Below are 19,523 nucleotides of genomic sequence, written 5' to 3' on the forward strand. Positions count from 1 at the left end.
CCCGGTATTTCAGCGGTTGCGGCGCAGACCGGAGACCTGCCCCAGGACCGCCTGCGCGGCGTCGATGACATTCGTGCCGGGTCCGAAGATCTCGGCCACGCCGGCCTCGCGCAGGAATTCGTAGTCCTGTTCAGGGATCACCCCGCCACACACCACGATGATGTCGTCTGCGCCGCGTTCCTTCAACTTGGCAATCAGTTGCGGAACCAAAGTCTTATGTCCGGCGGCGAGAGACGAGACGCCGACAACGTCGACCTTGCCCGAAACGGCCTTGGCAGCAACTTCCTCAGGCGTTTCAAACATATCGGTCATGGCAACGTCGAAACCCATGTCGGCGAAAGCGGTGGCGATGACCTTGGCGCCGCGGTCATGACCGTCCTGGCCCATCTTGGCGACGAGGATGTTGGGCGCCTTGCCGCGCTCGGCCTTCAGTGCGCCGATGCGGCTTTTCAGCGCAGCCATCTCCGGATCGTCGCGATAGGCGTCGCCATAGATGCCGGAAATGATGCGCGTCGTCGCGTGATGGCGGGTGAAGGCGCGCTCCATGGCGTCGGAAATCTCGCCGAGCGAAGCGCGCTGGCGGGCCGCATCGACGGCGGCTTCCAGCAGGTTGCCCTTGCCGGAGCGGGCGACGTCCTCGAGGCGGGCGAGGGCGGCGGCGCAGGCATCGGCATTGCGCATGGCGCGCACGCGCTCCAGCCGCGCGACCTGCGCGGCGCGGACCCTGGCATTGTCGATGTCGAGGATGTCGATCGGCGTCTCGTCCTCAAGACGGAACTTGTTGACGCCGACGATCACGTCCTCGCCGCGGTCGATGCGGGCCTGGCGGCGGGCGGCGGCTTCCTCGATGCGCATCTTCGGCAGGCCGGCCTCGACGGCTTTCGTCATGCCGCCCATGGCCTCCACTTCCCCGATCAGCGCCCAGGCCTGGTCGGCCAAGTCCTTCGTCAGCGCCTCGACGTAGTAGGAGCCGCCGAGCGGATCGACGACCTTCGTGACGCCCGTCTCGTGCTGGAGGATGAGCTGCGTGTTGCGGGCGATGCGGGCGGAAAACTCCGTCGGCAGGGCGATGGCCTCGTCGAAGGAATTGGTGTGCAGCGACTGGGTGCCGCCAAGCACGGCGCTCATCGCCTCGAAAGCGGTGCGCACGACATTGTTGTAGGGATCCTGCTCGGTCAGCGAGACGCCGGATGTCTGGCAATGGGTGCGCAGCATTTTCGAGCGTTCGGATTTCGCGCCGAAATCCTCCATGATCTTCGCCCACATCTGGCGGGCGGCGCGCAGCTTGGCCGCTTCCATGAAGAAGTTCATGCCGATGCAGAAGAAGAAGGACAGGCGGCCGGCGAAGGCATCCACATCCAGCCCGCGGGCCATGGCGGCGCGCACATATTCCATGCCGTCGGCCAGCGTGTAGGCCAGTTCCTGGGCCAGCGTGGCACCCGCTTCCTGCATGTGGTAGCCGGAAATGGAAATGGAATTGAACTTCGGCATCTCGCTCGCGGTATAGGCGATGATGTCCGCAATGATCCGCATGGAGGGCTCCGGTGGATAGATGTAGGTGTTGCGGACCATGAACTCCTTGAGGATGTCGTTCTGGATGGTGCCGGACAGAAGGTTGCGGTCGACGCCCTGTTCCTCGCCGGCGACGATGAACATGGCGAGCACCGGGATGACGGCGCCGTTCATGGTCATGGAGACCGACATCCGGTCCAGCGGAATGCCGTCGAAGAGGATCTTCATGTCCTCCACGGTGTCGATGGCGACACCGGCCTTGCCGACATCTCCGACGACGCGGGGATGATCGGAATCGTAGCCGCGATGGGTGGCGAGGTCGAAGGCGACGGACAGCCCCTTTTGCCCGGCGGCGAGGTTCTTCCGGTAGAAGGCGTTGCTTTCCTCGGCCGTGGAGAATCCGGCATATTGCCGGATGGTCCAGGGCTGGCCGGCATACATGGTTGAGCGCACGCCGCGCGTGAAGGGTGCGAAGCCGGGCAGTTCGCCGGCCGTGCCCTGCGGCAGGTCGGCGGCCGTGTAGAGCGGCTTGACGGTGATCCCCTCCGGGGTTTCCCAGTTCAGCGAGGACGGGTCCTTGCCCTTGAGGTCCTTCGTGGCGAGGTCGATCCAGTCTCGGGCGGTCTTGCTCACTTCTCGAACTCCATGATGATCTCGTCCACGGCCAGGCTGTCGCCCGGCTTGACGGGTATCTTCCTGACCACGGCCCGCTTTTCGGCGCGCAGCACGTTTTCCATCTTCATGGCTTCCACGATCGCCAGCGTCTGGCCCTCCTGCACTTCCTGGCCTTCCTCGACAGCGATGGACACGATGAGGCCCGGCATGGGGCAAAGCAGCAGGTTGGAGGTATCGGGCGCGGCCTTTTCCGGCATCAGGCGGTTGAGTTCGGCCGCGCGCGGATTGAGCACCAGCACCTTCGCATCCAGCCCGCGCTGGCGCAGGCGGAAACCGCCCGGCGAACGCCCGGTCTTCACCGCATGGCGCTCGCCGGCGATGACGAGATCGGCAAGCTGGTCACCCGGGCGCCAACGGGTGGTGACAGTCACCGCCTTGCCGCCGTCCACGGTGACGGTGAAGGCATCGCCGTCCTGGGTGATGGAGAGGGGAAACTCGGTCCCCGCCACCACGGCGACGCGGCGGGTGCGCGCATCCTCGTTGGACTGGTTGAAGCGGGCGCCGGAAATGCCGGCGCGGCGTTCGTCGGAAATGCGCTGCAGCACGGCGGCGACAACGGCGAAGCGCTCCGCCGTGGCCGGGTCGGGCGCGGCGTTCTCGAAGCCGTCAGGATATTCCTCGGCGATGAAGGCGGTGGACAGCCGGCCCTCGCGCCAGCGCGGATGCTGCATCAGGGCCGCGCAGAAGGGCAGGTTGTGGCCGATGCCCTCGACCTCGAAGCGGTCCAGCGCGTCGGCCATGGCGTCCACGGCCTTCTCGCGCGTCGGTGCCCAGGTGCACAGCTTGGCGATCATCGGATCGTAGAACATGGAAATTTCCGAGCCTTCCGTGACGCCGGTGTCGTTGCGCACGATGTGGTCGCCGTGGCGGCCTTCCTGCGGCGGGCGGTAGCGCGTCAGCCGCCCGATGGACGGCAGAAAGTTGCGATAGGGGTCCTCGGCGTAGAGGCGGCTCTCGATGGCCCAGCCGTTGATGGAGATGTCGGACTGCTTCAGTTCCAGCTTCTCGCCGGCGGCGATGCGGATCATCTGCTCCACCAGATCGACGCCGGTGATGAGTTCGGTGACCGGGTGCTCCACCTGGAGGCGGGTGTTCATCTCCAGGAAGTAGAAGTTGCGGTCCTTGTCGACGATGAACTCCACCGTTCCGGCGGACTGGTAATCCACGGCCTCGGCCAGCGCGACGGACTGTTCGCCCATGGCCTTGCGGGTGGCTTCATCGAGGAATGGCGAGGGGGCTTCCTCGACGACCTTCTGGTTGCGGCGCTGCACCGAGCATTCGCGCTCGTTCAGATAGATGCAGTTGCCGTGCGCGTCGGCCAGCACCTGGATCTCGATGTGGCGCGGCTCGACCACGAACTTTTCGATGAAGATGCGGTCGTCGCCGAAGGAGGACGCGGCTTCTGACTTCGACCGGTCGAAGCCCTCGCGCGCCTCGGCATCGTTCCAGGCAATGCGCATGCCCTTGCCGCCGCCGCCCGCGGACGCCTTGATCATGACCGGGTAGCCGATCTCGCCGGCGATCTTCACCGCGTGGTCGGCATCGTCGATCAGGCCCATGTAGCCCGGCACGGTGCTGACGCCGGCTTCCGCCGCGATCTTCTTGGAGGTGATCTTGTCGCCCATCGCCTCGATGGCCTTCACCTTCGGGCCGATGAAGACGATTCCTTCACGCTCAAGCGCCTCGCAGAAGGAGGCGCGTTCCGACAGGAAGCCGTAGCCCGGATGCACGGCCTCGGCACCCGTCTGCTTGCAGGCAGCGATGATCCTGTCGGCCACCAGGTAGGACTGGGAGGCCGGCGGGGGGCCGATATGGACGGCCTCGTCGGCCATCTTGACGTGTTCGGCGTCGCGGTCGGCGTCGGAAAAGACGGCCACGGTGGCGATGCCCATCTTCTTGGCCGACTTGATGACCCGGCAGGCGATCTCGCCGCGATTGGCGATCAGGATTTTCTTGAACATCAGTTTCTCTCCCCTCGCGGGCTGCGGATGACCGCGCCCGGAATTATCATGTTGGTGCAAACCGGATTCATCACACCTCCAGCACGTCGGCGAAGGCTTCGGGCATGGTGCGGCGCGCCACGTCCTCGTTTATCCTGAGCAGAGCCTCGTAGGATTGCGGATCGAACGGCGTTTCGGCCGGCACGACCTCGCGGCCGAACAGCCAGGACAAGCGTCCCGCGTCGAGATTGCCGCGCTCGAAGGGCTCGGCGCCGAAATGGTGCCACAGGGCGTGCAGGAAGGCGGTGTCGGCGAGCTTCTCCACCTCGGCGCGGTCCCGGTTGCGGGCGCGCTCGAAAATGCGCGCCACGCCCTTGGGGTTCGCCCGGCGGATGGTGAATTGCAGCCCCGTCCCCGGCAGGCCGGAGGGAAAGCCGCGATGCTTGGGCATGTCGGGCAGTCTGGGCATCAGGGCCTCCTCGCCGCTCCCTCACCTCACAGCGGAATGTTGTCGTGCTTCTTCTGCGGGCCCTCGACCTTCTTGGTCTTGAGCATCTCGAAGGCGCGCAACACGCGGCGGCGGGTGGAATGGGGCATGATGACCTCGTCGATGAAGCCGCGCTCGGCCGCCACGAAGGGATTGGCGAAGCGGTCCTCGTATTCCTTGGTGCGCGCGGCGATCTTCTCCGGGTCGCCCAGTTCGGAGCGGTAGAGGATCTCGGTCGCGCCCTTGGCGCCCATCACCGCGATCTGCGCGGTCGGCCAGGCATAGTTCACGTCGGCGCGGATGTGCTTGGAGCTCATCACGTCATAGGCGCCGCCATAGGCCTTGCGGGTGATGACGGTGACCTTGGGCACGGTCGCCTCGGCATAGGCAAACAGCAGCTTGGCGCCGTGCTTGATGATGCCGCCATATTCCTGGCTGACGCCCGGCAGGAAGCCCGGCACGTCGACAAGGGTGAGGATGGGGATGTTGAAGGCGTCGCAGAAGCGCACGAAGCGGCCGGCCTTCTTGGAACTGTCGATGTCGAGGCAGCCGGCCAGCACCATGGGCTGGTTGGCGACGACGCCGACGGTGGAGCCGTTCAGCCGGATGAAGCCGCACAGGATGTTCTTCGCATGGTCCTTCTGGATCTCGAAGAAATCGCCCTCGTCGGCGATCTTGGCGATCACCTCGTGCATGTCGTAGGGCTTGTTCGGATTGTCCGGAATGATCGTGTCGAGCGCCATCTCCAGCCGGTCCGGGCTGTCGGCGGTCGGCAGGACCGGCGGCTTCTCGCGCGAGGACAGCGGCAGGAAATCGACCATGCGGCGGACTTCCAGCAACGCCTCGACGTCATTCTCGAAGGAGCCGTCGGCGACGGAGGACTTGCGGGTATGCGTCGACGCGCCGCCCAGTTCCTCGGCCGTGACGATCTCGTTGGTCACGGTCTTCACCACGTCCGGGCCGGTGACGAACATGTAGGAGGTGTCCTTCACCATGTAGATGAAGTCGGTCATGGCCGGCGAATAGACCGCGCCGCCGGCGCATGGGCCCATGATGACGGAAATCTGCGGCACGACGCCGGATGCCTGGACATTGCGCCAGAAGACCTCGGCATAGCCGCCGAGCGAGGCGACGCCTTCCTGGATGCGCGCTCCTCCCGAATCGTTGAGGCCGATCACCGGACAGCCGTTCTGGACGGCGAGATCCATGATCTTGCAGATCTTCTCGGCATGGGTTTCGGACAGCGAGCCGCCGAAGACCGTGAAGTCCTGGGAGAAGACATAGACCGGGCGGCCATTGACGGTGCCCCAGCCGGTGACGACGCCATCGCCCGAAATCTTCGTGCCGGCCATGCCGAAATCGGTGCAGCGATGGGTCTTGTACATGTCGTATTCCTCGAACGATCCCTCGTCGAGGAGGATGTCGAGGCGTTCGCGCGCGGTCAGCTTGCCCTTGGCGTGCTGGGCGTCGATGCGCTTCTGGCCACCGCCGAGGCGGGCCTGTTCGCGGTGCTTTTCAAGCTGTTCGAGGATGTCCTGCATCACGCGATTCCCTTGTTCTTCACCCAGTTCCAGGCGGCGGGGAAGACGGCAGCGGCAAGCGCGGCCTTGAGGATGTCACCGGGCACGAAAGGCCAGAGGCCGAAGGCAAGGACAGGCTTGTCCCAGCCGACGACGGCGCCGAGCCAGGCAAGGCCCGGGAGATAGATGAGCGCGCCGGCAATCAGCGCGGCAGCAAAGGCCGTCAACGGGTTGCGGTCCCATCCCTTCATGGCGAGATGACCGGCCACAAAGGCGGCGAGGAGATAGCCGGCGAGATAACCGCCTGTCGGGCCCGCCATGTAGGCCAGGCCGATGCCCTTTTCCGGGGTGCCCGCAAAGACGGGCAGGCCTGCGGCACCCTGGGCGAGATAAAGCGCCACGGCGGCGAGGCCGAGACGGGGACCGAGCGCCAGGCCAAGGCCGATGACCACAAAGGTCTGCATGGTCATGGGCACGGGCCAGAACGGCACCTGGACCTTTGCCGACAGGGTGAGCAGCAGCGAACCCGCCAGCGCGATCAGGGCCGCGCGGCCAATGCTCGTGTCATGCCCGCGATGAAGGGCGGAAAACAGGGTCATGGCGATGAAAACTCCTCCGGATGGTCTGTTGCGGTTGCATACGACATCAGGAGGGGTTCCGGCAGGGTTGAAAAAGTGACAAAGTGAAGAAAGTAAAATTGTGTTTTGCAGAAAGCGAAATTGCGAACAATGCGCGCACGCAAACTCTTCGCCGGGCGGAAAATCCGTGAAATCCGCCTTCGCCAGGGGCTGACCCAGGCCGCCTTCGCCGGGCAGCTCGGCATATCCACCAGCTACCTGAACCAGATCGAGAACAACCAGCGCCATCTGACGGCCGCGGTGCTGCTGGCGCTGGCGGAAAACTTCGCCGTCGACATTGCCTCGCTGTCGGAAAACGATGGCGACCGGCTTCTTGCCGACATGGCGGAAGCACTCGCCGACCCGCTGTTTTCCGGCCAGCAGCCGACCGCGGCCGACCTGCAACTGGTCGTCCAGAACGCGCCGGGGCTGGCGCGCGCTTTCCTCTCCATGCACCAGGCGCTGCGCAGGGCGGGCGAGCAGCTTGCCGAACTCGACAACACGCTGGAGCGCTCCGGCGCGATGAGTGAACCGACGCCCTATGACGAGGTGCGCGACTTCTTTCACTACATCGACAACTACGTGCACGAACTCGACATTGCGGCGGAGGCGCTGGCCGAAGGCATGAGCGGCCAGACGCGCAACCGGGTGCGCCTGATGGCCGACCACATCGAGCGGCGCCACCGGGTTCGGGTCATGATGTCGGCCGATCCGGCGGGCGGGCCGGCGCCGCTCAGGCGATTCGATCCGTCAGCGCGGGTGCTCACACTCAACGGGCGCGCCGACCCCGCGACAAACGCCTTCCAGATCGCCCACCAGATCGGGTTGCTGGAGCACGACGGCGCGATCCGCCAGATCATCGAACGGGCCGATTTCCGCTCCGCCGATGCGCAAGCCGTCTGCCGCATCGGCCTCGCCAATTATTTCGCCGGCGCGGCCATGCTGCCCTATGGCCAGTTCGCTGCCGCCGCGCGCGAATTGCGTCACGACCTCGACCTTCTGGCCGACCGGTTCGGGGCTTCCATCGAGCAGGTCGGCCACCGGCTTTCGACGCTGCAGCGCCCCGGCGCCAAGGGCGTGCCCTTCTTCTTCGCCCGCGTCGACCAGGCCGGAACGATCACCAAGCGCCATTCCGCGACGAAGCTGCAATTCGCCCGCTTCGGTTCGGCCTGTCCCCTCTGGAACGTGCACCGTGCCTTCGAGACGCCGGGGCGGATCATCCGGCAACTGGCCGAAACGCCGGATGGCGCGCGCTACCTTTGCCTTGCCGTGGCGGTGTCGAAGCGGGCAGGCGGCTTCCGCGACCCGGTGCAGCGCTATGCGCTGGCGCTGGGCTGCGAGATCAGCCATGCCGGCGAACTGGTCTATGCCGACGATCTCGACACGGCGCGCGACGAGGCCTTCGAGCCGATCGGCATTTCGTGCCGCATCTGCGAGCGGCGCAATTGCCACCAGCGCGCCGTTCCGCCGCTCAAGCGCAAGCTTTCCGTCGACCACAACCTGCGCAATGCCATCCCCTATGCCTTCGAATAGCGGCGCATGGATGCCATGCAAACTTGCCTGCTGACTTTGCCGCGCCGTTGGAATAAGATAGCGATTAAATCGATTTAATTTTGCCGGAACGCCATGATCGAAAATCCGAACCTGCTGCCGCAACCCGAACCACGGCCGGTGACCCCCGAGGCGCTCGCCAGCGAGATCATCGACAAGCTGACCTACGGGACCGGCAAGGACGCCAAGGCGGCGACCCGTCACGACTGGCTGACCGCGACGATCCTGGTCATCCGCGACCGCATCATCGACCACTGGATGGCCTCGACGCGGCGCGCCTATGCCGACAATGCCAAGCGCGTCTACTACCTGTCGCTGGAATTCCTGATCGGCCGGCTCATGCGCGACGCGGTGACAAACCTGGAACTGCAGGGCGCGATGCGCCAGGCGCTGGCGCGGCTGGGCGCCGATTTCGACGTGCTGGCCGAACTGGAGCCGGACGCGGCGCTCGGCAATGGCGGCCTTGGCCGCCTGGCGGCCTGCTTCATGGAATCCATGGCGAGCGTGGACATCCCGGCCTACGGCTACGGCATACGCTACCAGAACGGCCTGTTCCGGCAGGAGATTTCCGACGGCTGGCAGGTGGAACTGCCGGAGACCTGGCTGGAGCATGGCAATCCATGGGAGTTCGAACGGCGCGAAAGCTCCTACGAGGTCGGCTTCGGCGGATCGGTGGAGCCGGTCGGCCAGCGCGCCGACGGCGAGATGGCCTATCGCTGGGCACCCGCCGAGCGCGTGATCGCGACGGCCTACGACACGCCGGTGGTGGGCTGGAGAGCGAAGCGCGTCAACACGCTCAGGCTCTGGTCCGCAAAGCCGATCGATCCGATCCGGCTGGCCAAGTTCAATGCCGGCGACCATATCGGCGCGCTGGAGGACAGCAACAAGGCGGAGGCGCTCACACGCGTTCTCTATCCCGCCGACAGCCACATCGCGGGGCAGGAACTGCGCCTGCGCCAGGAGTTCTTCTTCTCCTCCGCCTCGCTGCAGGACATCCTGCGCCGCCATGTGCAGCAGCATGGAACCTTGCGCAACCTGGCCGATTTCGCCGCCATCCAGCTCAACGACACGCATCCGGCGATCGCGGTGGCCGAATTGATGCGCCTTCTCATCGACGAGCACGAATGGACGCTGGCGGATGCCTGGGACATGGCGCGGGCGGTGTTTTCCTACACCAATCACACGCTTCTGCCGGAGGCGCTGGAAAGCTGGCCTGTCCCGCTCATGGAGCGGATGCTGCCCCGCCACATGCAACTGGTCTATGCCGTCAATGCCATCGAGTTGCGCCGGGCGCGCAAGATCGGGCTGGACGGCGAGACGATCTCGCGGCTCTCCATGATCGACGAGAATGGCGAGCGGCGGGTGCGCATGGGGACGCTGGCCTTCATGGGGTCGCACTCCATCAACGGGGTGTCCGCGCTGCACACGGACCTGATGAAGGAGACGGTCTTCGCGGACCTGCACAGGCTCTATCCCGAGCGGATCAACAACAAGACCAACGGCATCACGCCGCGCCGCTGGCTCATGCAGTGCAACCCGGGCCTTTACGGCCTGGCGCGCGAAGCATTGGGCGACGGCGTCATGGACGATGCGCAGGCGCTGACCGGGCTCGCCGCGCTGGCAGGGGACGCCGGTTTCCGGGAACGCTTCGCCGCGGTCAAGCGGGCCAACAAGGAACGGCTGGCGCGCCTCGTGCGCGACCGGGTGGGTGCGCGCATCGACCCCTCGGCCCTGTTCGATGTCCAGATCAAGCGCATCCACGAATACAAGCGGCAGCTTCTCAACATCATCGAGGCGGTCGCCTTGTGGGACCAGATGCGGTCCCATCCGGAGCGCGACTGGGTGCCGCGCGTCAAGCTGTTCGGCGGCAAGGCGGCGCCGAGCTATCACAATGCCAAGACGATCATCAAGCTGGCCAACGACGTGGCACGGGTCATCAATCACGATCCGTCCATCGACGGCTTGCTGAAGGTCGTCTTCGTGCCGAATTACAATGTCTCGACGGCAGAAGTGATGGTCCCGGCGGCCGATCTCTCCGAACAGATCTCGACGGCGGGCATGGAAGCCTCGGGCACGGGCAACATGAAGCTGTCGCTCAACGGCGCGCTGACCATCGGGACGCTGGACGGCGCCAACGTGGAAATCCGCGACCATGTGGGGGCGGACAACATCTTCATCTTCGGCCTGAAGGCGGAGGACGTGGCGCGCCGCCAGCGCGAAGGACGCGATCCGGCCGGAAATATCGCCGCATCGCCCGAACTCGGACAGGCTCTTGCCGCCATAGAGGGCGGGTTGTTCTCGCCCGACGACCCCGACCGCTACCGCGACCTGGTCGCCGGACTAAGATCGCATGACTGGTTCATGGTCACGGACGACTTCGATGACTATTGCCGAGCACAGCGCGAGGTGGATAGGCTGTGGATGAGCCGGGACGAATGGAACGCGATGGCGATCCTGAACACGGCGCGGGTCGGATGGTTCTCCTCCGACCGGACAATCCGGCAATATGCCGGGGACATATGGCAAGTGCCGACAGCATGAGGCGTCGCACGCGATAGAAACGGCGGGGGGAACGGGAAGCGGATGACCGCAAGGCGCGAAACGGCCGGAACACGGAATCCCCCGCCCTCCCTGTCCGAGGGTGACATCCGCGCCATTGCGCAGGGAGCGCATCCGGACCCGTTTGCCGTGCTCGGCCTGCATGAGGGACCGGACGGCTTCATCGCGCGGACATTCGTCCCGGGTGCCGAAACCGTCGCCGCGCTGACACTGGACGGCAAACCGGCCGGGATGCTGGAACACCGCGGCGAGGGACTGTTCGAAGGGCCGGTGGCCATCGAAACGCGCCAGCCGCTGCGTTTCCGCGCACAGGCGGGCGGCAAGGACTGGACGTTTGCCGACCCCTACACCTTCGGGCCGGTGCTCGGGCCGATGGACGACTACTATCACGCCGAAGGCGCGCATCTGCGCCTGTTCGACAGGCTGGGCGCCCATCTCATCGAACACGAGGGCACGCGCGGGGTGCATTTCGCCGTCTGGGCGCCGAATGCACGCCGTGTCTCGCTGGTCGGGCATTTCAACCACTGGGACGGACGCCGTCATGTCATGCGGCACCGGCGCGACTCCGGCATATGGGAGATCTTCATCCCGGACCTTGGCCGCGACGAGCCCTACAAGTTCGAGATCATCGGCGCGGACGGGCGGCTCATGCCGCTCAAGGCCGATCCCTTCGCCTTCCGCTCCGAACTCAGGCCGGCCACGGCCTCCGTGACCACCGGTCCGCCAGCGCATGAATGGGGCGACGCGGACCATCGCGCCTTCTGGGCCAATGCCGATGCGCGACGGCTGCCGATCTCCATCTACGAGGTGCATGCCGGTTCCTGGCAGCGGCGCATGGACGGCTCGTTCCTGTCCTGGGACGAACTGGCCGACCGGCTGATCCCCTATTGCGTGGAGATGGGCTTCACGCACATCGAATTCCTGCCGGTCTGCGAACACCCCTACGATCCCTCCTGGGGCTACCAGACGACCGGGCTCTATGCGCCGTCGGCCCGGTTCGGCGAGCCGGAGGGCTTTGCGCGCTTCGTCGACGGGGCGCACCGGGCAGGGCTTGGCGTCCTGATCGACTGGGTGCCGGCACATTTCCCGACCGATGCGCACGGGCTTGCCCGGTTCGACGGCACGGCGCTCTACGAGCACGAGGATCCGCGCAAGGGATTCCACCCCGACTGGAACACCGCGATCTACAATTTCGGCCGGACCGAGGTTGCCGCCTTCCTGACCAACAACGCCCTGTTCTGGGCCGAGCGCTACCATGTCGACGGGTTTCGCGTCGATGCGGTGGCCTCCATGCTGTACCTCGACTATTCGCGCAAGGAAGGCGAGTGGATCCCCAACGAGAAGGGCGGGCGGGAGAACCTGGAAGCCGTGGCCTTCCTGCAGGGCATGAACAAGGCTGTCTACGGCGCGCATCCCGGCATCATGACGATCGCGGAGGAATCCACCTCGTGGCCCAAGGTCTCGCAGCCGGTGCATGAGGGCGGGCTGGGCTTCGGCTTCAAGTGGAACATGGGTTTCATGCATGACACGCTGCACTATCTCCAGCGTGACCCCGTCCATCGCAAGCATCACCACAACGACCTGACCTTCGGCCTGCTCTACGCCTTTTCGGAGAACTTCGTGCTGCCGCTCAGCCATGACGAGGTGGTGCATGGCAAGGGATCGCTTCTCAACAAGATGGCCGGCGACGACTGGCAGAAGTTCGCAACGCTGCGCGCCTATTACGGCTTCATGTGGGGCTATCCTGGCAAGAAGCTGCTGTTCATGGGGCAGGAGTTCGCCCAGCGCAACGAGTGGACCGAGGCGCGGGGCCTCGACTGGGATCTCGTCGACCATCACGCCCATGACGGCGTGCGGCAACTGGTGCGCGACCTGAACAGGGCCTATCGCCAGTATCCTGCCCTTCACGCAAGGGATTGCGAGCCGGAAGGGTTCGAATGGCTGAAGGCCGACGACGCGGAAAACTCGGTCTATGCATGGCAGAGAAGGGCACCGGGTGAGGCGCCTGTCGTCGTGGTGTCGAACTTCACCCCGCAAATGCTGACCGGATACGAACTGGCCATGCCGGCCGACGGCAAATGGCGGGAAGTGCTGAACACGGACGCCGCGGTCTATGGCGGGTCGGGCGTGGGCAACCTGGGGGCCGTTGACGTGACGGGGGGCATCGCGCGGCTGACATTGCCGCCACTGGCGACGCTGCTGCTGGTGCAAGCCGGAGAGGACGCCTGAGCAGGGCGGGAGGAGGAGACCATGGTGGTTGAACGCAATGCGCCGCTGGCCAGAAACGCGATGGCCTACGTGCTGGCCGGCGGACGGGGAAGCCGCCTGCATGAACTCACCGACCGGCGCGCCAAGCCGGCGGTTTATTTCGGCGGCAAGACCCGGATCATCGACTTCGCGCTGTCCAACGCCATCAATTCCGGCATCCGGCGCATCGGCGTGGCCACGCAGTACAAGGCGCACTCGCTGATCCGCCACCTCCAGCGGGGCTGGAACTTCCTGCGGCCGGAGCGCAACGAAAGCTTCGACATCCTGCCCGCCAGCCAACGCGTCTCGGAAACGCAATGGTACGAGGGCACCGCGGACGCGGTGTTCCAGAACGCCGACATCATCGAGGATTACGGCGTCGAATACATGGTGATCCTGGCCGGTGACCACATCTACAAGATGGACTACGAGATCATGCTGCAGCAGCATGTCAGCCAGAATGCCGACGTCACCATCGGCTGCCTCGAAGTGCCGCGCATGGAGGCGACCGGGTTCGGCGTGATGCATGTCGACGACAGCGACCGCATCGTCGATTTCGTGGAAAAGCCGGCCGACCCTCCCTCCATTCCGGGCAATCCGGACATGTCGCTGGCCTCGATGGGCATCTATGTCTTCTCTACGCGCTTCCTGATCGAGGAATTGAAGCGCGATGCCGCCGACCCCAATTCCAGCCGCGATTTCGGCAAGGATATCATTCCGCACATCGTCAAGAACGGGAAGGCGGTGGCGCACCGCTTCACGCAATCCTGCGTGCGCGCCTCGACGGAGAACGAGGCCTACTGGCGCGACGTCGGCACGATCGACGCCTATTGGCAGGCCAATATCGACCTCAACGACATCCTGCCCGAACTCGACCTGTTCGACCGCTCCTGGCCGATCTGGACCTATGCGGAGATCCGGCCGCCGGCCAAGTTCGTCCACAACGAGGAAGGGCGCGTCGGCCAGGCGATCTCGTCGCTGGTCTCGGGCGACTGCATCATTTCCGGTTCGTCGATCCATCGCAGCCTGCTGTTCACGGGCACGCTGGCACGCTCCTATTCCAGCCTGCACGAGGCGGTGGTGCTGCCCGAATGCGTGATCGGGCGCCATGCGCGGCTGTCGAAGGTGGTCATCGACCGCGGGGTCAAGATTCCGTCCGGACTGGTGGTGGGCGAGGATCCGGAGCTGGATGCCAGCCGTTTCCGGCGCACGGCGAACGGTGTCTGCCTGATCACCCAATCCATGCTCGACAAGGCAGGCCTGATCTACGAATGAACGTCCTTTCCGTCACGTCCGAAGTGTTCCCGCTGATCAAGACCGGGGGGCTTGCCGATGTCGCCGGCGCCTTGCCCCCGGCGCTCGCCGCGCATGGCGTGCATGTACGCACCATGGTGCCGGCCTATCCTTCCGTCATGGCGCGCCTTGGAAAGACGAAATGCCGGAAGGTGGCGGCGTTCGATCACCTGTTCGGCGGCAAGGCGGACCTGCTGGCCGTGAGGCATTCGGGGCTCGACCTGCTGCTTCTCGACGCGCCGCATCTCTTTCAACGCGACGGCGGTCCCTATTCGGACATGGCGGGCAACGACCACGGCGACAACTGGAAGCGCTTCGCCGCCTTCGCCCGCGCGGCAGCGGCGGTGGCGCAGGGAGCGGTCGCCGGTTATATGCCGGACCTCGTGCATGTGCATGACTGGCAGGCGGCCATGACACCGGCCTATCTCAAGCATTCCGGCAAGCCGTACCCGCCCAGCGTCATCACCGTGCACAACCTTGCCTTCCAGGGCCAGTTCGCGCCGTCGATCTTCAGCGAGCTCGGGCTGCCCGAAAAGGCCTGGTCGCTGGACGGCGTGGAATATTACGGCAGCGTGGGCTTCCTGAAGGCCGGTCTGCAGGCCGCCGACGCCATCACCACGGTCAGCCCGACCTATGCGCAGGAGATTCGCACCGCCGAATTCGGCATGGGGCTGGAGGGGCTGATCAACGGGCGGGCCGATGTCTTGCACGGCATCGTCAACGGTATCGACACGGCAATCTGGAACCCTGAAACCGATGATGCGCTCGCCCGGACGTTTTCTTCGCGCACGCTGAAGGCGCGCCAGGCGAACCGGCGCGCGCTCGAGCAGCGCTTCGGGCTGGACGAGGACAATGCGCCGCTGTTCTGCGTGATCTCGCGGCTGACCTGGCAAAAGGGCATGGACGTGCTGGCGGGCGTGCTGGACGGGCTTGTCGCCATGGGCGGCAAACTGGCGGTGCTGGGGTCCGGCGACAAGGGACTGGAAGGGCTGATGCTTGCCGCAGCGGCGCGCCACAAGGGCCGCATCGGCGTGGTGGTGGGCTATGACGAACCGCTGTCGCACCTGGTGCAGGCGGGCGCCGACGCCATCCTCGTGCCATCACGCTTCGAGCCTTGCGGGCTGACGCAGCTTTGCGGCCTGCGCTATGGCTGCATCCCGGTGGTGACCCGCACGGGCGGGCTTGCCGACACCGTGATCGATGCCAATCATGCCGCGCTCAATGCGGGCGTGGCGACGGGCGTGCAGTTCGCGCCGCTGTCGCACGACACGCTGACCGGGGCCGTGGCGCGCACCATTGCCCTGCATGGCCAGCCGAAGGTCTGGGCGACCATGCAGAAAAGGGCCATGGCGGCGGATGTCTCCTGGGATGCCAGCGCCCTGCGCTACGCCGAACTCTTCGCTTCGCTCATCCACAAGGGACACTCATGACCGTCACCGTCGCCACCACGCCATTTTCCGACCAGCGGCCGGGAACGTCGGGCCTGCGCAAGAAGGTTCCGGTCTTCGCGCAGCCCCGTTACACGGAGAATTTCATCCAGTCGGTGTTCGACAGCCTGGAGGGCTTTGAAGGCCGGACCCTGGTGATCGGCGGCGACGGGCGCTATTACAACGATGTCGTCATCCAGACCGCCATCCGCATGGCGGCGGCCAACGGTTTCGGTCGCGTGCTGGTGGGGCAGGGCGGGCTCCTGTCCACGCCGGCGGCCTCGCATGTCATCCGCAAGAACGGTGCGTTCGGCGGACTGGTGCTGTCGGCGAGCCATAATCCGGGCGGACCGACCGAAGACTTCGGCATCAAGTACAACATCGCCAATGGCGGGCCGGCGCCCGAACGCATCACCGAAGCCGTGTTCGCGCGCTCGAAGGTGATCGAGCGCTACCTGACGGTTGAGACACCCGACATCGACCTTTCGGCGCTGGGCGCCCACGACGTGGCCGGCATGACGGTGGAGGTCATCGACCCCGTGGCCGACTATGCCGGCCTGATGGAAAGCCTGTTCGATTTCGATGCGATCCGCGACCTGTTCGCCTCCGGCTTCCGGATGGTGATGGATTCGATGAGCGCGATCACCGGTCCCTATGCGCGCGAGATCATCGAAAACAGGCTTGGCGCCCCGGCCGGCACGGTGCTGAACGCGGAGCCGCTGCCCGATTTCGGAGGGCATCATCCCGACCCCAACCTGGTTCATGCCCGCCACCTGTATGACATGGTCATGGGAGCGGACGGGCCGGACTTCGCCGCCGCGTCGGATGGCGATGGCGACCGCAATCTGATCCTCGGCAAGGGAATCTTCGTGACGCCATCCGATTCGCTGGCGCTGCTGGCGGCGAACGCCCATCTGGCACCCGGCTATGCGAAGGGAATCGCGGGCATTGCGCGCTCCATGCCCACCTCGGCGGCGGCCGACCGGGTGGCGGAGAAACGCGGCATCGAGATGCACGAGACACCGACCGGCTGGAAGTTCTTCGGCAACCTTCTGGATGCGGGCCGGGTGACCATATGCGGCGAGGAGAGTGCGGGCACGGGCTCCGACCACGTGCGCGAGAAGGACGGGCTGTGGGCTATCCTGCTCTGGCTCAACATCCTTGCCGCGCGGCGCGAACCGGTGAAGCAGATCGTGGAAAGCCACTGGGCGGAATACGGGCGCAACTTCTACACCCGCCACGACTACGAGGGCGTGGACAGCGACCGCGCGCAGGCCCTGATGGCGGAACTGGAAAGCCGGCTTGGCGGGCTTGGCGGGCAGGTCTTCGAGGGCATGACGGTGGAGCGGGCCGATTCCTTCTCCTATACCGATCCCGTCGACGGTTCGGTGGCCGTCAACCAGGGTTTGCGGGTGTTCTTCGAGGGCGGGTCGCGCATCGTCTTTCGCCTGTCGGGCACCGGAACGTCCGGCGCGACGATCCGCGTCTACATCGAACGCTACGAGCCGGACGCCGCGCTGCACGGTCAGGAGACGCAGGACGCGCTGGCCGCGCTCATCGCGGCCGCCGACGCCATTGCCGGGATCGCGCGCCACACCGGACGGACCGCGCCCGACGTTATCACATGAGGGCCAGCCGGCTGACCGGCACGGGCGCGCATTTCGCCGTTCCGGCGCCCGATGCGCAGATGGTCTGGCTGTGCCTGTTCGATGAACATCGGGAGAGCGCGCGCCTGCCCATGACGCGGGGCGCAGATGGCTGGTGGCGGCTGGACGTGGCGGGCGTGCGGACAGGGCAGGCCTACGGTTTTCGCGCCGACGGCCCGTGGCAACCGGCGGCCGGTCACTGGTTCGACCCGGACCGGCTGCTGGTCGATCCGTGGACAACCCGCATCGACCGGCCCTACCGGCATGACGCACGGCTTGTTGGCAGCGCGCGCGGCGCGGGCGGCGACACGGCCGGCCTGATGCCGAAGGCCATCCTGGAGACCGCGTTCCCCGATACCGTACCGCAGCCTGTGACCTTTACGCCGGGCGGGCTGATCTACGAGGTCAATGTGCGGGGCTTCTCGATGCTGCACCCCGATGTGCCGGAGGGCGAGAGGGGAACGCTGGCGGCGCTGAAGCACCCTGTGGTGATCGCGCACATGAAATCCATCGGCGTATCGGCGGTGGAACTGATGCCGGTGACGGCCTGGATCGACGAGCGCCACCTGCCGGCGCTGGGGCTTGCCAATGCCTGGGGATATAACCCCGTGACCTTCATGGCGCTTGACCCGCGCCTGGCGCCGCGAGGGATCGTCGATCTCAGGGCGGTCACGGACGCCTTGAGGGCGGAAGGCATCGGTGTCATCCTCGACCTGGTTTTCAACCACACCGGCGAGAGCGACGCGGAGGGGACCGTGCTCAGCCTGCGCGGACTGATGGGCGAGCGGGCTTTCCGGCGGGACGGGACCGGACGGCTGGTCAACGACACGGGGACCGGCAACACGGTCGCCTGCGACGATCCCGTGATCATGGATCTCATCCTCGATTCGCTACGTCATTTCGCGCTGGCGGGCGGGGTGGACGGATTCCGTTTCGACCTTGCGCCGGTGCTGGGACGAACGGCAGACGGCTTTTCGCCGGACGCGCCCCTGCTTCGCGCCATGCTGGACGATCCGGTCACCGGCTCGCGGGTGCTGGCCGCCGAACCGTGGGACATCGGACCCGGGGGCTATCAACTCGGTAACTTTCCCGCGCCGTTTCTGGAATGGAATGACCGCTACCGCGACGACATGCGCCGCTTCTGGCGCGGTGACGCTCACATGCTTGGCGCCTTCGCCACGCGGATTTCGGGCTCGCAGGACGTGTTCGGCGGCGAAGCGGCTACGCGCAGCGTCAGTTTCCTGGCCGCCCATGACGGCTTCACGCTGGCCGATATGGTTTCGTACGAACACAAGCACAATGAAGCGAACGGCGAGGGCAATCGCGACGGCCACGACCACAACATCTCATGGAACAACGGCGCGGAAGGCGAAACCCGCGACGCGGCGATCGCGGCTGCGCGCCGGCGCGACTTGAAGGCGCTGCTCTCCACGCTCTACCTGACGCGCGGCACGATCATGCTGACGGCGGGCGACGAATTCGGCCGCAGCCAGCGCGGCAACAACAATGCCTATGCGCAGGACAATGCCATCACCTGGATCGACTGGGCGAAACGCGATGCGGCGCTGCTCGCTCACGCGCAGGAACTGGCGGCCGTGCGCTCGCGTTTTGCGGATGCTTTCAAGCCGGACTTCCTGACCGGTGGAACGGGCGCGGACGGAATACCCGATGTGGAATGGCTGCGGCCCGATGGCGTGCCGATGACGCCGGCGGATTGGGAGGCAGAGGACGCGGGCGCGCTGACAATGGTGCTGGCGACCGGGCGTGCAGTCATTCCCCGGATGGCACTCGTCTTCAACAGGTCCGAAGCGCTGACGCGTTTTCATCTTCCGGTTGAGGACGAGGCGGCAGGTTCGAATGCCCTTTTCGTCACCGTGGCCGCGCGCGGTGTGGCGGTCTTTATCGAGACGAAGGAATCAGGAAACTGGGCTCTGGTAGCAGGGGGCGGGATTGAACCGCCGACCTCCGGGTTATGAATCCGGCGCTCTCACCAACTGAGCTACCCTGCCCCGATTTCGCGTCGCCCTGCCGGCGTCCGCTGAAGTCGCG

Annotated in this window: 12 protein-coding genes and 1 tRNA gene; 7 read left to right on the plus strand and 6 right to left on the minus strand. The window is 65.8% G+C overall.

Annotated features, from left to right (window positions below; all coding sequences use genetic code 11):
* Positions 1-9: 9 nt before the first annotated feature.
* The 5 genes from scpA to ACLB6G_RS10780 form a co-directional block, all read right to left on the minus strand.
* Positions 10-2,145: a methylmalonyl-CoA mutase gene (scpA, locus tag ACLB6G_RS10760; protein WP_410356172.1), complete on the minus strand. Its 2,136-nt coding sequence runs from the start codon at positions 2,143-2,145 to the stop codon at positions 10-12.
* Entirely contained in the window at positions 2,142-4,148 is a 2,007-nt protein-coding gene (locus ACLB6G_RS10765; RefSeq protein ID WP_410356173.1) for an acetyl-CoA carboxylase biotin carboxylase subunit, read from the minus strand. Before ACLB6G_RS10765 ends, scpA begins: the two co-directional genes overlap by 4 nt.
* Before the next feature lie 70 nt (positions 4,149-4,218).
* A complete protein-coding gene (locus tag ACLB6G_RS10770; RefSeq protein ID WP_410356174.1) occupies positions 4,219-4,596 on the minus strand; it encodes a hypothetical protein in 378 nt (125 codons plus the stop codon).
* Between the two features lie 26 nt (positions 4,597-4,622).
* Positions 4,623-6,155 carry an acyl-CoA carboxylase subunit beta gene (locus ACLB6G_RS10775; RefSeq protein WP_410356175.1) on the minus strand — a complete coding sequence of 511 codons (1,533 nt, stop codon included), beginning with the start codon at positions 6,153-6,155 and terminating at the stop codon, positions 4,623-4,625.
* A complete protein-coding gene (locus tag ACLB6G_RS10780) occupies positions 6,155-6,733 on the minus strand; it encodes a biotin transporter BioY (protein ID WP_410356176.1) in 579 nt (192 codons plus the stop codon). Before ACLB6G_RS10780 ends, ACLB6G_RS10775 begins: the two co-directional genes overlap by 1 nt.
* Positions 6,734-6,862: 129 nt before the next feature.
* On the opposite strand from ACLB6G_RS10780, the gene ACLB6G_RS10785 reads away from it, so the two are divergent.
* From ACLB6G_RS10785 to glgX, 7 genes are all read left to right on the plus strand, one after another.
* Positions 6,863-8,284 (plus strand): helix-turn-helix domain-containing protein, encoded by a 1,422-nt coding sequence (locus tag ACLB6G_RS10785; RefSeq protein WP_410356177.1) that lies wholly within the window; start codon positions 6,863-6,865, stop codon positions 8,282-8,284.
* 93 nt (positions 8,285-8,377) lie between these two features.
* The gene (locus ACLB6G_RS10790; RefSeq protein WP_410356178.1) at positions 8,378-10,843 is read left to right on the plus strand and encodes a glycogen/starch/alpha-glucan phosphorylase; all 2,466 of its coding nucleotides are present in this window, start codon (positions 8,378-8,380) and stop codon (positions 10,841-10,843) included.
* A gap of 42 nt (positions 10,844-10,885) precedes the next feature.
* Positions 10,886-13,090, plus strand: coding sequence for a 1,4-alpha-glucan branching protein GlgB (glgB, locus tag ACLB6G_RS10795; RefSeq protein WP_410356179.1), 2,205 nt, complete (start codon positions 10,886-10,888; stop codon positions 13,088-13,090).
* A 21-nt stretch (positions 13,091-13,111) separates the two neighbouring features.
* Entirely contained in the window at positions 13,112-14,383 is a 1,272-nt protein-coding gene (gene glgC, locus ACLB6G_RS10800) for a glucose-1-phosphate adenylyltransferase (RefSeq protein ID WP_410356180.1), read from the plus strand.
* Positions 14,380-15,831 carry a glycogen synthase GlgA gene (gene glgA, locus ACLB6G_RS10805; RefSeq protein WP_410356181.1) on the plus strand — a complete coding sequence of 484 codons (1,452 nt, stop codon included), beginning with the start codon at positions 14,380-14,382 and terminating at the stop codon, positions 15,829-15,831. The genes glgC and glgA overlap by 4 nt, the downstream gene beginning before the upstream one ends.
* Positions 15,828-17,456: an alpha-D-glucose phosphate-specific phosphoglucomutase gene (locus ACLB6G_RS10810; RefSeq protein ID WP_410356182.1), complete on the plus strand. Its 1,629-nt coding sequence runs from the start codon at positions 15,828-15,830 to the stop codon at positions 17,454-17,456. Before glgA ends, ACLB6G_RS10810 begins: the two co-directional genes overlap by 4 nt.
* Positions 17,453-19,450: a glycogen debranching protein GlgX gene (glgX, locus tag ACLB6G_RS10815; RefSeq protein ID WP_410356424.1), complete on the plus strand. Its 1,998-nt coding sequence runs from the start codon at positions 17,453-17,455 to the stop codon at positions 19,448-19,450. Before ACLB6G_RS10810 ends, glgX begins: the two co-directional genes overlap by 4 nt.
* Here the strand turns inward: glgX and ACLB6G_RS10820 are convergent.
* A tRNA-Met gene (locus ACLB6G_RS10820) sits at positions 19,407-19,483 on the minus strand. The two genes, glgX and ACLB6G_RS10820, sit on opposite strands and share 44 nt — an antisense overlap.
* Positions 19,484-19,523: the final 40 nt, after the last annotated feature.

Origin of the sequence: Zhengella sedimenti (assembly GCF_046506625.1) — a bacterium.
Classification (GTDB): Bacteria; Pseudomonadota; Alphaproteobacteria; order Rhizobiales; family Rhizobiaceae; genus Zhengella; species Zhengella sedimenti.